Annotated in this window: 10 protein-coding genes; 1 reads left to right on the top strand and 9 read right to left on the bottom strand. The window is 49.5% G+C overall.

Annotated elements, in window-relative coordinates; all coding sequences use genetic code 11:
• Window positions 1–8 precede the first annotated feature (8 nt).
• Window positions 9–1,502, bottom strand: coding sequence for a glycerol kinase GlpK (gene glpK, locus PV783_RS08915; protein ID WP_420987769.1), 1,494 nt, complete (start codon window positions 1,500–1,502; stop codon window positions 9–11).
• A gap of 53 nt (window positions 1,503–1,555) precedes the next feature.
• Window positions 1,556–3,160, bottom strand: coding sequence for a glycerol-3-phosphate dehydrogenase/oxidase (locus PV783_RS08910; protein ID WP_420987768.1), 1,605 nt, complete (start codon window positions 3,158–3,160; stop codon window positions 1,556–1,558).
• A gap of 368 nt (window positions 3,161–3,528) precedes the next feature.
• On the opposite strand from PV783_RS08910, the gene PV783_RS08905 reads away from it, so the two are divergent.
• Window positions 3,529–4,299: a DeoR/GlpR family DNA-binding transcription regulator gene (locus PV783_RS08905; RefSeq protein ID WP_336387249.1), complete on the top strand. Its 771-nt coding sequence runs from the start codon at window positions 3,529–3,531 to the stop codon at window positions 4,297–4,299.
• A gap of 31 nt (window positions 4,300–4,330) precedes the next feature.
• Here PV783_RS08905 and PV783_RS08900 read toward each other — a convergent pair whose 3' ends face one another.
• From PV783_RS08900 to PV783_RS08870, 7 genes are all read right to left on the bottom strand, one after another.
• Window positions 4,331–4,594 carry a UBP-type zinc finger domain-containing protein gene (locus PV783_RS08900; RefSeq protein WP_420987767.1) on the bottom strand — a complete coding sequence of 88 codons (264 nt, stop codon included), beginning with the start codon at window positions 4,592–4,594 and terminating at the stop codon, window positions 4,331–4,333.
• Between the two features lie 10 nt (window positions 4,595–4,604).
• A complete protein-coding gene (locus tag PV783_RS08895; protein ID WP_420987766.1) occupies window positions 4,605–6,263 on the bottom strand; it encodes an FAD-dependent oxidoreductase in 1,659 nt (552 codons plus the stop codon).
• Window positions 6,264–6,273: 10 nt separating this feature from the next.
• Entirely contained in the window at window positions 6,274–7,674 is a 1,401-nt protein-coding gene (locus PV783_RS08890) for an ATP-binding protein (RefSeq protein ID WP_420987765.1), read from the bottom strand.
• Between the two features lie 113 nt (window positions 7,675–7,787).
• A complete protein-coding gene (bglX, locus tag PV783_RS08885) occupies window positions 7,788–10,085 on the bottom strand; it encodes a beta-glucosidase BglX (protein WP_420987764.1) in 2,298 nt (765 codons plus the stop codon).
• A gap of 10 nt (window positions 10,086–10,095) precedes the next feature.
• On the bottom strand, window positions 10,096–11,835 hold the full coding sequence (locus PV783_RS08880) for a family 43 glycosylhydrolase (RefSeq protein WP_420987763.1): 1,740 nt from the start codon (window positions 11,833–11,835) through the stop codon (window positions 10,096–10,098).
• A gap of 5 nt (window positions 11,836–11,840) precedes the next feature.
• Entirely contained in the window at window positions 11,841–13,157 is a 1,317-nt protein-coding gene (locus tag PV783_RS08875) for a glucoamylase family protein (protein ID WP_420987762.1), read from the bottom strand.
• Window positions 13,158–13,171: 14 nt separating this feature from the next.
• Entirely contained in the window at window positions 13,172–14,830 is a 1,659-nt protein-coding gene (locus PV783_RS08870; protein WP_420987761.1) for a glucoamylase family protein, read from the bottom strand.
• Window positions 14,831–14,834: the final 4 nt, after the last annotated feature.

The raw sequence follows: 14,834 nt of genomic DNA, 5'->3' as shown, positions 1-14,834 counted from the left end.
TTATAATTTTATTGGTGAGCCCATGCTTTTGCGGCATTTACTGCGCGGTTCCATCCGTTGATCCATTGCTGGCGTTGTTCCTGTTCTAATTTTGGAGAGAAGCATTTTTCCATTTTCCACTGGCTGGCAATTTCTTCCAGGTTCTGCCAGTAGCCGGTAGCCAGTCCGGCGAGATAGGCTGCTCCCAGGGCGGTTGTTTCTGTAATGCCCGGACGCACTACTTTTGTTTGCAGGATATCTGCCTGGAACTGCATCAGCAGGTTGTTGCCGGTAGCGCCGCCATCTACTCTTAATTCCTTTATGCTGATGTTGGCATCTGCTTCCATTGCTTTCAGCACTTCCATGGTTTGATAGGCGATACTTTCCAGTGCGGCGCGTGCAATATGCGCGGCGTTGGTGCCGCGTGTCATGCCTACGAGGGTACCGCGTGCGTGCTGGTCCCAGTGCGGGGCGCCAAGCCCTGCGAAGGCGGGTACCAGGTATACGCCGTCGTTTTGCTCCACGCTGGCGGCCAGGGCTTCCACTTCAGAAGAGGCCCGGATGATACCAAGACCGTCGCGCAGCCACTGCACAATAGCGCCGGCGATAAAGATGCTGCCTTCCAGTGCGTACTGTACCTGTCCGTTTACTTTCCAGGCTACCGTGGTGAGGAGATTATTTTTGCTGATGATGGGTGTGTCGCCGATGTTCATCAGCATAAAACAACCGGTGCCATAGGTATTTTTCACCATGCCGGGGGCGGTACACATTTGTCCGAAGAGGGCCGCATGCTGATCACCGGCAACGCCTGCAATGGGGATCTGTACGGCGAAGACGCCGGGAGCGGTTTCGCCGCATACTTCGCTGGATTGTTTTACTTCCGGCAGCATAGACGCCGGGATATCCAGCATGGCCAGCAGTTCATCGTCCCACGCCTGTGTGTGGATATTAAACAGCATGGTGCGGGAAGCGTTGGTGATATCGGTTGCATGCACGGCGCCGTGAGTGAGGTTCCAGATCAGCCAGGAATCCACTGTTCCGAAAGCCAGCTTGCCTTCGTTGGCGCGTTCCCGTGCCCCGGGCACATTGTCCAGGATCCACCTGATTTTTGTTCCGGAGAAGTAGGCGTCAATAACAAGACCCGTTTTTTCGCGTACCAGCGTTTCTTTGCCTGCAGCTTTAAGATCGTCGCAGAAAGCGGCGGTGCGCCTGTCCTGCCACACGATGGCATTGTACACCGGCTTACCGGTTTCGCGGTCCCATACCAGGGTGGTTTCCCGTTGGTTGGTGATGCCAATGGCAGCGATGTTGCCGCCTTCCAGCCCTACTTTCGCCATTGCTTCTGTGGCTACGCCAATCTGGCTGCTCCATATTTCAGCGGGATCGTGTTCCACCCATCCGGGTTGCGGGAACAGTTGTGTGAATTCTTTCTGCGCCGTGGAAATAATTGCGCCGGCTTTGTCGAAGATAATGGCCCGTGAGCTGGTTGTGCCCTGATCCATTGCCATAATGTATCTGATCATGTTTTTCTTTTTCTGCGTGGATGTTTACGTGGATGTATTCTTTTTCGTTTAGTCTATGCCGTAACCTTCAGTTGTTTATAGGTAGTACCGTTTTTCAGGAGGTAGTGTTGTGCCACCTGCATAAAATCCTTCACCTGTTTTTGTTGCCAGGTGATGTCTTTGTTCATTTCTGCGGCCATGATAGCAGCTACTGCGGGCGCCATGTCTATAGCAGCCTGCGCATCCAGGAAAAGTGCGCGCAAACGCCTGGCAAGCACATCTTCCACGGTTTGAGCCATTTCATGTTTTACTGCCCAGATCACCTGCGCTTTGATGTAGGGCAGGCGTGGGTGCAGCTGTTCTTTCATGCCGGGGTACAGTGCCATAAATGCCTGTATCCTGGCGGCGTCGCTGCCGTATACGTCCAGCGGTGCGGGCGCGGAAGGTTGTTGCTGATACCCGTGGATATGCAGCGATTTTGTTTTGCATCCTACCGGTACCAGTCCGCCGGTTTTGATGGCCTGATCCACTGTATCTTCCGCCATCCTGCGGAAGGTGGTCCATTTACCGCCGGTGATGGTGATCAGTCCGGAGGGGGCTACCAATATTTTATGACTGCGGGAAATTTCCTTTGTGCTACCGGTTTCTTTTTGTGGCGCTGCCAGCGGACGTAACCCGGCGAATACACTGAGTACATCTTCACGTGCGGGTGGACGATCAAGATATTTACCTGCGGTATTTAAAATAAAGCTGATCTCTTCTTCCAGTGCAATGGGTTCCATACTGTGTTCATCGAGCGGCGTGTCGGTGGTTCCCAGCAGTACTTTATTATTCCAGGGCACGGCAAACAGTACGCGGCCATCGTCCGTTTTCGGGATCATGATAGCGCTTTTGCTGTTGAGGAAAGAAGGGTCCAGCACCAAGTGTACACCCTGACTGGGTTTCACCATATTGGGTGCTGCCGGGTTATCCAGTTGCAGTACTTCATCTACAAATACGCCGGTGGCGTTGATCACTGTTTTGGCCCGGAGGGTAAATGTTTCATTGGTTTCCAGGTCCTGTGTGCGTACACCGCTTATTTTGCCGGCGCTGTTTTTAACGAGGCCGTTTACTTTGAAGTAGTTGAGCAGTACGGCGCCGTTTTCAACGGCGGTTTGTGCGATGTCTAGTGCCAGGCGGGCATCATCAAACTGTCCGTCGTGATAAACGATCCCTCCTTTCAGTCCTTCTTTCCGGATGGTGGGTAGCCTGTTGATCACTTCTGCCCTGCCGATATGCCGGGAGCGTCCGAGGCTCAGTTTCCCGGACAGGAGATCATAGATTTTGAGGCCGATGGTATAAAAGGGGCCTTGCCACCAGTTATACTGCGGGATGATAAATTGCTGGTTATGGGCCAGGTGCGGGGCGTTGTTAAGCAGCAGTCCTCTTTCGTACAGGGCTTCCCGTACAAGGGCGATATCGCCCTGCGCCAGGTATCTTACGCCGCCATGTACCAGTTTAGTACTGCGACTGGAAGTTCCTTTGGCGAAGTCGGCCTGTTCCAGCAACAGGGTCCGGTAATTCCTGGTGGCGGCATCCATAGCGATACCAAGACCGGTAGCTCCACCGCCTATAATGATAAGATCCCACGGTTGTTCACCTGCTTCCTTTAATTGCCTGATTGATTCAGTTCTTTTCATTTTATCTCCCTATAACTTTTAATTAGTTTCATTTGTTTTCTTTACAATAGTAATAAAAACAAAAAGAAATAATTCGAAACCAAAGTATAAAATAAAATGAAAAAGGTGAAAAAGTTATTGATGAGCGGAAAAGAAACAAAAAGAAAAATATAAATTACTATAAATCAATATTATTACATATAATTATAACATCTCTATAACTTCATTTTATTTCATATCTTATTTTATGAGATAAAAACGAAGGATATTAACCAGCCAATATGTAATCATAATTAACTAATTGAAACAAAATTACCGGATATTTGTAAGGCGCATTTTTTTCAGATTATCCCGTGTCAACACACTTTAATACGTTATTTTTATCTGATATGTCTATGATCAATATTGCGGAACGTCATAAGTTTATTCTCGGCAAACTGCACGAGAAAGGATATGTTAATGTACTGGAGCTATGTAAGGAGCTGGATGTATCGGGCGTGACTATACGAAAAGATCTCAAGCTGCTGGAGGACAAGTCACTGTTATTCCGTTCACACGGAGGCGCTACGGTGCACAATCCATATACAATGGACAAACCGGTGAATGAAAAGGAAAATATACGCCGGGAGGAAAAACAAATTATAGGGCAGGCCGCCGCTGCGCTCATCGTACCCAATGATGCTATCATTATAGCCTCCGGTACTTCTGTGCAGGCGCTGGCAAAAAATATCCAACCCAAAGGGCATCTTACCGTAATAACCGGCGCACTGAACGTAGCGCTGGAATTGTTGCGCCGGCCGGAGATTGAAGTGATCCAGCTTGGCGGACATCTCCGTAACAGCTCTACTTCTGTTACCGGATCTTATGCAGAAAAAATTCTGGAAGATTTCTCGTGTAGTAAATTATTCCTCGGCGTAGATGGTATCGACCTGGAGTTTGGACTCACCACCACCAATATTATGGAAGCGCACCTGAACCAGAAAATGATGGCCACCGCGCAGAAAACCATTGTACTCGCGGATTCCAGCAAATTCGGAAAACGTGGTTTCGGGCGCATTTGCTCCCTGGAAGAAATAGATGAAGTTATTACCGACAGCGGTATCTCCGAACATATTGTGAAGAAAATGGAAGATATGGGCGTAAAAGTAACGGTAGTGTAAGAGGAAGACGATTGTCTCCCTCTTTTTTTATTTAATACTCCGCAAACGCCCCGTCTTTATAACACCACAACCACTGTTCTCCCGGCTCCGCAGAAGATATCACCGGATGATCCGTTTGATGATAATGCTGCGTCATGTGCTTTGCGGGTGAGTCGTCGCAACAAAGCGTAACGCCGCAGGTTTGACAGGTACGCAGGTGCAGCCATTTGCCATGATGTTTTACGCATTCTTCGCAAACATGGCTGGCGCTAACTTTTACTTCGGTAATTGCTTCAAGGTGTGAACATAAAGCCATAAAAAAGATTTTAAACTTCTGCCAGGTACTTATGCACCAGGCTAATACTCATGGAGCCCTCTCCTACGGCGGAGGCCACGCGGCTCATAGCGCCGGACCGTACATCACCGGCTGCAAAGATGCCGGGACAGCTGGTTTCCAGCAGATAAGGTTCGCGGTCGAGCTTCCAGAGTTTACCAAAATAATCAAATGATTTCATTTCCCTGCCGGTTTGCACATAGCCTTTTTCATCTTTGATGATGAGATCTCCCAGCCAATCGGTATAAGGTCTTGCACCGATAAAAATATATAACGCATCCGCAGGCACTTCTTTTACTTCATGTGTCTGCAGGTTTTCTATCTTCAGTTTTCCCAGCCGGTCGGTGCCCGAAGCCTCCACTATTTCGCTGTTGTTCAGAATACTGATATTGGGGATATCGCGGATCTGGTCTATCAGGTACGACGACATGGTAGCGTTGAGGTTTTCTTTCCTGATAAGGATGAATACTTCCTTTGCGAACTTAGACAGGTACACTGCCGCCTGGCCGGCGGAGTTACCACCACCCAGGATGTACACGCTGCGGTCGCGGCAGGAGGCCGCTTCCGTGGTAGCGGCGCCGTAGTAGATTCCTGCGCCGGTGAACTTTTCTATCCCAACGGTATCCAGCTTGCGGTAATCCACGCCGGTGGTGATTACAACGGCGCGTGCATTTATTTCTGTGCCGTTTTCCAGGCAAACAATTTTGTAATCTGCTTTGAGTTTAATTTCTTTCACCGACTGTGGCGATAAAAATTCCGTACCAAACCTGGTGGCCTGCGTAATAGCGCGGCGGGTGAGTTCTGCGCCGCTCAATCCCGATGGGAAGCCCAGGTAATTTTCAATACGGGAGCTGGTGCCTGCCTGCCCGCCGGGTGCATGGCGTTCTATCAGCAGGGTTTTTAATCCCTCGGAGGCGCCGTATACGGAGGCGGCTAATCCTGCCGGGCCGGCGCCGATGATCACTACATCGTAGATCTCATTTTTAAGCGTGGGATTCAATCCGATTTTCGCCGCAATATCAATGATGGCGGGCGCCTTCATTACTTCTCCCTGTTCCAGTATGACTACGGGTAAAGCAGATGTATCGAGGTTATTCAGCTGCAACAGCAATTTTCCTTCGTCGCCATTAGCATCAATGGAATGATAGGGAATCAGGTTGCTTGCCAAAAATTCCTTAATGCGGTAGGCATCTGACGAAAAAGGATAACCTACTACTTTAATCCCCTGAAATTCGGGCCGGTATTCGGTTTGCCAATCGTCCAGCAGATCATTGATAATAGGATACAGCTTTTCTTCCGGCGGGTCCCAGGGCTTCTGAAGATAGTAATCCAGCCGTAGCTCATTGATGGCTTTGATGGCGGCGTTGGTATCGGAGTAGGCGGTTAGCAGTACCCTTTTGGCAGCGGGAAATATTTCCATTGCCTGCTGCAGAAAGTCGACTCCCTCCATTTCCGGCATCCGCTGATCGGAAATAAATATAGCGACGGTGTCGTTCCTGTTTTTCAGTTCCACCAGGCTTTGCAGCGCTTCGTTGGCAGACAGCGTGCTTAATATGCGGTACGACTTCCGGTAATACGATTTCAGGTCCTGCGTGATGGCGTTCAGCACCTGTCTATCATCATCAATAACAAATATTATAGGCAGACTCATATCTTCTACATTAATTATTCTCTATGGGAAATGAAATGGTAAAAATGGTTTTACCGGGTACGGAAGTTTGTTTCACAGATCCGCGATGACGCTGTACGATCTGCGATACTACATCCAGTCCCAGCCCCGTTCCTTTTCCCAGGTCTTTGGTGGTAAAAAAAGGTTCAAATATACGCGATTGTATTTCCTCCGGGATACCTGGTCCGTTATCGGTGATGGTTACATGCACACACTGGCGGTCCTTTGTGGTGGCTATTTCCAGCCGTCCTTTTTTTGCGGGCTCCATTGCATCCAGTGCATTATCCACGAGATTGGTCCATACCTGGTTCAGTTCTCCGGGCAGCGCTTTTATTTTTGGCAGTGAGGTATCAAAATTTTCCACCAGTTCCACATTGCCTTTTTTGAGGCGGTAATCCAGCATGATAAGCGTGTTGCTGATACCGCTGTGGATATCGATGAATTGTTTATCCGGCTCCTGGTCCATGTAAGTATATCTTTTCACGGCGCTTACCAGGTCGGATATTCTTTTTGAAGAGATCTGCAGGTCGCCTACCATCCTGTTGGCTTCCAGTGCACCATGTATCCAGCTGAAGATCACATCCAGGTGGGCCGGATCAAACTGCCGGCTGAAATCATCCAGTATGGTAGTTTCCACACCATATTCCGCCAGTATTTCTGCTATTTCTATCCGGGAGATATTTTTGCTCTCCAGCCAGTCTTCGATAGCAGTTGTTTTATCAGATAGTTCCAGTACGGATGGCGCTTTTGATGGCTTGTTGCTCCACCACTGCTGGAGGTTATCAACAATAGCGGTGGCCTGTTCTTGTGATAAACACAGCGCTGCCATCTCTTTAAATATCACGGGGATATGGCTGATATTTTCAAAGAGTTTATCCGAGCTTCTGCAAATGGCGGCTACCGGGTTATTCAGTTCATGGGCCAGGCCCGCGGATAATTTTCCCAGCGCCATCATTTTTTCATTCTGCTGCTGTGAGGAAGTGGTTTCCCGCACGCGGCTTGTCATGATATGCACCAGCGCTTCCGTTAGTTCGTAATGCTGCTCAATATGCGCTTTGATCTTTTCCGCCGGGCAAATCAGGATCCTGGTATCTTTCAGGCACAGGCCATTTCCCATTGCAGTTTTCACACGGGAGAACGGCAGCCAGCCGGTAATGTTATCGTCGTTCAGCTCTACAATTTCCCGGTAATGGCCGTTGATGGTGGCAGAGATACGTACCTTTCCTGAAATCACAATGATGGTGGCGATCACCGGATCACCGGCTTTAAACATCAGTTCGCCTTCCGGCACCAGCTTTTCTTCCGACTGGGAGATCAGCCACTGCAGCTGTTCCAGCGGCACCTCTTTGAGAGCAGGAATACTTTTTAGTTGTATTGCAGTGATAGGTTCCATAAAATAAGTACTAATGGTCAGTGCTCAAATATAAGCTTTCAGCACCCCAAAAGCAAAAGGCCGCCCTTCCGGGCGACCCTGCTTATTTTAACCAGTAAAAAACCATATGCGCCCTACAATAATTCAAAGGTTTCTTTCAGCCTGATATCAGCCGATGACGCGCCGATCATCAGGTCGAATGTACCCGGTTCGGCTACCCATTGCAGCTGGCTGTTAAAAAACGACAGCTTTTCCTTATCGATCGTGAAGTGAACAGTTTTGCTTTCTCCCGGCTGCAGCTTTATCTTCTGAAAATCTTTCAGCTCTTTCACCGGCCTGGTAACGGATGCTGCCTGGTCTCTCAGGTACAGCTGTACTATTTCCTCGCCGGCATAAGCGCCGGTGTTGGTGAGTTTAAACGCTACATCGATGGTTTTGCCACTGCTTATTTTATTGACGCTCAGTGTAAGACCTTCATATTTAAAGGTGGTGTAGCTAAGTCCGTACCCAAAAGGAAACAGCGGATCGTTGGCTACATCGAGGTAGTTGGAACGGAATTTCTGTGTAGGCCCTTCCGGCTGCGGACGGCCCGTATTTTTATAATTATAGTAGATGGGAATCTGTCCTACATTCCGGGGGAAGCTCATGGTGAGTTTACCGGAAGGATTGTAATTTCCGAAGAGGACATCTGCAATGGCGTTGCCCGCTTCATGACCCTGGAACCATACTTCCAGCAAGGAAGTAGCCTGTTCATTTTCGGTGGTGAGGGTGAGCGGCCGTCCGCTCATGAGTACCACTACCAGCGGTTTGCCGGTTTGGGCCAGTGCTGCCAGCAGTTTACGCTGACTTTCAGGGATACCGATATCTGATCTGCTGGCCGCCTCTCCGCTCATTTCTGATGCTTCGCCCACCACAGCTACCACTACATCCGCTTTAGCGGCGGTGGTGAGTGCTTCTGTGAGCAGCTGCTCCGGCGTGCGGGTATCGATGTCTATTCTTTCGCCAAATACATTTACTTTTTTGGCAAAGCTGGTATCATCGCTGATGTTAGCGCCTTTGGCGTAGAGGATATTCACACCGCTGCCGGCTACCTGCTTCATGCCATCCAGTACGGGTACCGATAACTGCGCATCGCCACTTACAGCCCAGGTGCCCAACATATTGCTTTTGTTATTGGCCAGTGGCCCTACCAGTGCGATGGTGCCTGATTTTTTCAGCGGCAATGTTTGCCGGTCATTTTTCAGTAACACGCAGGAACGGGCGCCCAGTTCCCTTGCCGCCTGTCTTTTATCTGCGCTCAGCACTTCTTTGGTGGCGGTAGCAGTGTTGCAGTAGCGATACGGATCTTCAAACAGGCCGAGTTTGTATTTTGCTTCCAGTACCCGGCGGCAGGCATCATTGATTTCGGTGAGCGTTACTTTATGTTCCTTCAGGGATTGTTGTAAGGTGGTAACAAAACCTTCGCCTACCATGTCCATATCCACGCCGGCTTTTAATGCCAGCGCCGATACCGTTTGCAGGTTGCCGAGGCCATGCGCCATCATTTCATTGATAGCGGTGTAATCCGTTACCACAAAGCCTTTAAAGCCCCATTGTTTGCGGAGCAGGTCTGTCAGCAGCCATTTATTGGCCGTAGCGGGGATGCCATCAATTTCGTTGAAGGAAGTCATGACGCTACCGGCGCCGGCATCTATGGCCGCTTTATACGGCGGCAGGTAGTATTCATACATTTTGATGCGGCTCATATCGGTGGTGTTATAATCCCTTCCGGCTTCCGCGGCGCCATACAGGGCAAAGTGTTTTACACACGCCATCACGCTGTTTTTATCACCCAGCCGGTTGCCCTGGTAGCCATGTACCATAGCGGCAGCTATTTTTGAACCGAGATAAGTATCTTCCCCGGAGCCTTCCGCAACGCGGCCCCAGCGCGGATCGCGGGCGATATCCACCATCGGGGAATACACCCAGCAAAGACCATCGGCACTGGCTTCCGTAGCCGCCAGCCGGGCGCTGTGTTCAATCAGCGGCAAATCCCAGCTGCAGGATAATCCCAGCGGAATAGGGAAAGTGGTTTTGTATCCGTGGATCACATCCGATCCAAAAATCAGCGGAATTTTAAGCCTGCTTTTAGTAACCGCCAGTTCCTGTGCCTGCCGGATCTTTTCCACACCGATCACGCCAAACAAACCGCCTACATTGCCTTTGCTGATCTTCGCTTCCACATCACTGCTTACCACCGAACCGGTAAGCACACCACCACCCGGCGTGAGTAAGTTCAGCTGCCCGATCTTTTCTTCCAATGTCATTTTTCCCATCAGCGCACTCACAAACGTATTCATTTTCGCGTCTGTTGTTTGCGCCTGCACCTTGCCGGCAACCGACAGGGCCAGCGCTACCAGCGCGCTTTTCAAAAGGGTATGTGTATGTTTCATACTGTTTGTTTTATTCTGCTTTTATCACTTTTGTTCTGGCAGATACGCCGTTTTCATTGATGGCCTCTATACAGAAATAATAGGGGCGGTCTTTGTCCATGCCTTTGAAGTAATAATCGTTGTTGTTATGCACCATGATGCAGCTGTACAATTTATCCGGTGAGGTACCGGTGTAAATGTTGTATGCGTACGCATTATCTACCGGCGACCATTTGATCCAGGCGCTTCGTTTATCCTTCTCCGTGCGAAGCACCAGCAGGTCTTTCACCGTATCCGGTGCAGCGCCGTTGCCGTTGCCAAATACCCTTAACCCGCTGAGTGCGAATTTTCCGCCGGGCATATGGATGTTTTCCATTTTGATATAACGCGCCTGCACCGGCTTTGTTAATTCGATATAATCGTGCGGTACATCTTTGCGTTGTTTGCTTTTATCGGCCAGCATCTTCCAATGTTTTCCATCTTCCGAAAACCAAAGTATATACTGGTGATAAATATCCGTTTGCTTACCTAAAAATGGCGCATCCTGATCGGCATAATTTACCTGCACTGCATTTACGCGGCTAACTTTTCCGAGGTCTGTCTGTATCCATTCGCCCTTGTTGCCGGTGGCCGCGCTCCAGTATGTTTTTATGCTTTCATCTACAGCGTTATTGGGGAGATAACCGCCATGCACGGAAGATACGGTAACCGGTTTGTTATAATTCAGCAGCATCCAGCCGGTAAACCCGGCGTTATCAAAAGCGGTGGTATCGGCGCTTCTTGAAATATAATGCGGGTAGTCGCCGAAAGAGGTGTTACAAAACATCACATCTTCTTTATCAAAACCGGCGGGCCAGTAGCCGATACGCCGTTCAAAGCTGTTTTTCACAGCAATTACCATTGTAGATACATGCCACCAAAATCCTTTATTATCCTGGAATGTAGCGCCATGACCAGCGCCACGGGCATAACCCCCAGGCTTATACGAAACAGGGTCTGATTGCGGCGTAAAGGGCCCCAGCGGATGATCGCCTACCACTACTCCATCGGCATAGCCACTGAACTCAGTTCCAGGCGCGCCGTATTGCAGGTAATATTTTCCGTGGTGCTTTGTCATCCAGGCGCCTTCAATGAAGGGGTCCAGGAAAGTATTATCCAGGTTTTCCCCAAAACGCTGCCAGCCATAGCGATCCGGCTCCAGCAGGTACATTTCCTTTCTCGTGCCTTTTGGTTGCAGGGTACTGCGATTCATTTCCACGCCATACAACGGATAGCGGTTGCTGCTGCCATTGTACATATACAAACGGCCATCGTCATCTGCAAAGAAAGCAGGGTCCCAGCCACCTATCTGCAGGGAGTCGATCGCTTCTTTCCATTCATTTCCTTTGGGATTGGTGCTCATCCAGATGGGGAAATCGCTGGTATAGGTAGAGCCGAATACGAACAAGGTATCGCCCATTACCCATGCCGCGGGAGCACATAGTTCATCATATACATGATGATACGGCTTCAGGAATTTCCGCTCTACAAAATGCCAGTTGAGCAAGTCCGGACTCCACCAGTATCCCCATTGATTGGTGGAAAACAGGTAGTAGTCTCCTTTATAATTTACAATTACCGGATCCGCGGTGGCACGGTGTTTCCCCCAGGTAGTAAAGTTGGGAATAGGACAATAGCCGTAATCAATATTCACCGGGTTACAATAGGTAGTTTGCGCAGTGGTATCCATGCATATGAACATGATCACCAGCGCATATATCCATCTTCTCATCATAACTATTTTACCGTAGTTTCAAAATCAAGTTTCTTCAACCCCTCTTTAATTTCCGGGCAACTCATAAATAACTTCCACAACAAGCCGGTGCGGTAGTTTTCTATCATCACCACAATAGGGCCCTGATCAATAGCCAGGTGTGAAGATGCGTACCATTGCTTTGTTTCGTTGAATGCATCGGTAAAGCCATACTCCGTCCAGATCTTATCGCCCAGATCGTAGTAAAAATGTTTGAGCGCCTGCATGGAATATTCAGGCGTGTAGGGGAACGCGGATAGTGCTGCGGTGGGTGTGATAGTACCCCAGTCGTTTTCAGGCGAATGTGCATTATAGCCGTCATACGTATCGCTGGCGGTAAGCCCCCAGCAGTTGGCGCCGTATCCTTTAAATCCTTTTGGATTGCGAACGCAGTGTTCACGGTTGATAAGCGTATGATGCAGGTTTTGTTCCCAGTAGTCAGCGTACCGGTCTTTTAATCCGTGCGGATTTAACCCGAGGAAAGAGTAATGTGAGAAAAAGAGCGGTCCGCCGTAATCAAATCCCAGCGGGAGTTTGATGTCATAAAAGGTACGATCGTTCCTGAAATAAATATTGTTTACCCAGCCCTGGTGATATACTTCCGGGCTGATGGCGTAACGCGGAGAGGACGCCGCCAGTACATAAGTGATAAGACATTCGTTCCATCCTTTGATTTCGTGGTTCATACTCCAGCCGTTGTTAGGGCTCCAGTGCCAGTACAATACATTGCGTCCGCCCTGTGTGTACCAGTTCCATTCTGTTTCATTCCAGGTCCAGTTGATCTTACTTCGTAGCTCCGTTTCCGTTGGTGTGTCGTTGCTGAAATACTGGCGCGCGCAAAGGAGACCCTGAAACAGGAAAGATGTTTCCACCAGGTCGCCGCCATCATCTTTACGGCTGAAGGGAATTGTTTTACCTGTATTGCCATTCAGCCAGTGTGGAAAAACCCCATGATAGCTATCTGCTTTCCGGAGGAAGTCCACAATTTTCAGGAGCCGTTGTGCGGCGGCTTCCCTGGTGATCCATTTACGTTCTGCGGCCACAATGATCGCCATTATGCCAAAGCCGGTGCCGCCGGTGGTCACTACTTCATCGCCGTAATCAAAGGTTTTGTTGCTGCGTTCGCGCGCCATACCGGATACCGGGTGACCAAAATCCCAGAAGTAGCGGAAGGTTTGTTTTTGTACCAGTTCCAATAATTGTTCGTCCGACATTTTTTGCCGGTTCACCGCTACTTTCTTTTGTGCCATTGCCGGCTGCAGCAGGAAAAACAAACAGCCGATAAACAGGATATACTTCATTATTTTTCTTTTTTTCAGAGATGGGGGCTGGTAAAGCCCAGGTTATGCATACCGGTTTTTATTTCCGGGCAGCTCATTAGCAGGTTCCACAATAACCCGCTGCGATGGTTTTCTATCATCACTATCACCGGCCCCTGATCGATGGCCAGGAATGAATTGGCAAACCAGATGTGCTGAAGGGAAAAGGCATCTGTAAAGCCGTATTCCTTCCAGATTTTATCGCCCAGTTTGTAATAGAAGAATTTCAGCGCCCGCATGGATTCCTGCGGGGTATATGGGAACGACGACAGAGCTGCAGTGGGCGCAATAACGCCTACATCATTAACAGGCGAGCTTGCCGTATAGCCGTTGGGGATATCACTGGCGGTGAGGCCCCAGCAATCGGCGCCATAGCCATAGTTCTTTCCCGGGTTGGCAACGCAATAGGCGTAGTTGATGCGTGTATGATTTACCACTTGTTCTTCATAATCTGCATACGTATCTTTTAATCCTTTGGGATTGATACCGAGGAAAGAGTAGTGCGAGAAAAACAGCGGTCCGCCCAAAGCGGGTCCCAGCGGCAGTTTGATATCGTAATACAAATTATTGTTGCGTATGGCGCCGTTATTTGCCCAGCCGCTGTCGTAAGTAGCTTTGGGTACCGGCGTTTGTGCAGAAGCCGCGAGGATATAGGTAATCAAACATTCATTCCATCCTTTCACCGGCAGGTTCATGTCCCACTTATACTCGTTGCTCCAGTGCCAGTACAGCACGTTTGCATTATCTTTCCTGAACCAGTTCCATTCCACTGCATTACAGATCGCGTTGATATCATTTCGTAGCTGCGTTTCCGTTATATCTGCATTTTTAAAGTATTGGCGTGCGGTTAAAAGTCCCTGGATGAGATAGGACGTTTCCACGAGGTCGGCGCCGTTATCTTTTGTGCTGAAAGGAATAGCTGCGCCGGTGCTGCCATTGAGCCAGTGCGGGAAGGCGCCGTGAAAGCGCGCCGCCTTTGTGCCGAGGAAAGTGGTTATTTTTTGTATGCGTGCCAGTCCTTCGCTGCGGGTAATAAAATGGCGTTCTATCCCGGTGATGATAGCCATGATGCCAAAGCCGGAGCCACCGGAAGTAACGGTTTCGCCGCTGGTGTTTCTTTCGCGTGCGAGGCCGCTTACCGGGTGACCAAAGTCCCAGAAGTACTTGAATGTTTGCTGTTGCACCAACGTGAGCAGTGCATCATCAGAGATCCGCGGGAATTTATCGGTGGTATCTATAGCGGTTACCAGCGATAATGCAACAGCTGTTTGAAGTTTGGCGTTCTTCACCGACAGCAAAGTGGTGCCCGCAGTAATCGTATAGGCGGTGAGGTTAGACAGTGGCGCAACGGGTTTCAGTACAAGGGTACTGTCGCCGTGCTCCCACGTTACGTTATAAGGCACGTTATCACCGCCTTTAGCGGTAAAAGAACAGGCAGCAGCAACAGAACTACGCAACACTGCATCGGAAAAAGAAATCCTGACAGCGGGTTGTGTGCCGGTACCGTAGTAAGAAAAACCGGCAGACACGCTATCCACACGCTGCGCCTGAAAGCTGAAGGAGGCCGGCGTAACGGGCGGAGGCGACGTATTGTCGCCCCCGCTCTTACCGCAGCCTGCTGTTATTATCAATAATAAACAAGCTATCCATTTCATATCA

The organism is Chitinophaga sp. CC14 (genome assembly GCF_048957795.1).
GTDB classification, from domain to species: domain Bacteria; phylum Bacteroidota; class Bacteroidia; order Chitinophagales; family Chitinophagaceae; genus Chitinophaga; species Chitinophaga ginsengisegetis.
Note: the sequence above shows the minus strand (reverse complement) of the source record. Positions and strands in the feature narration are given on the sequence as shown.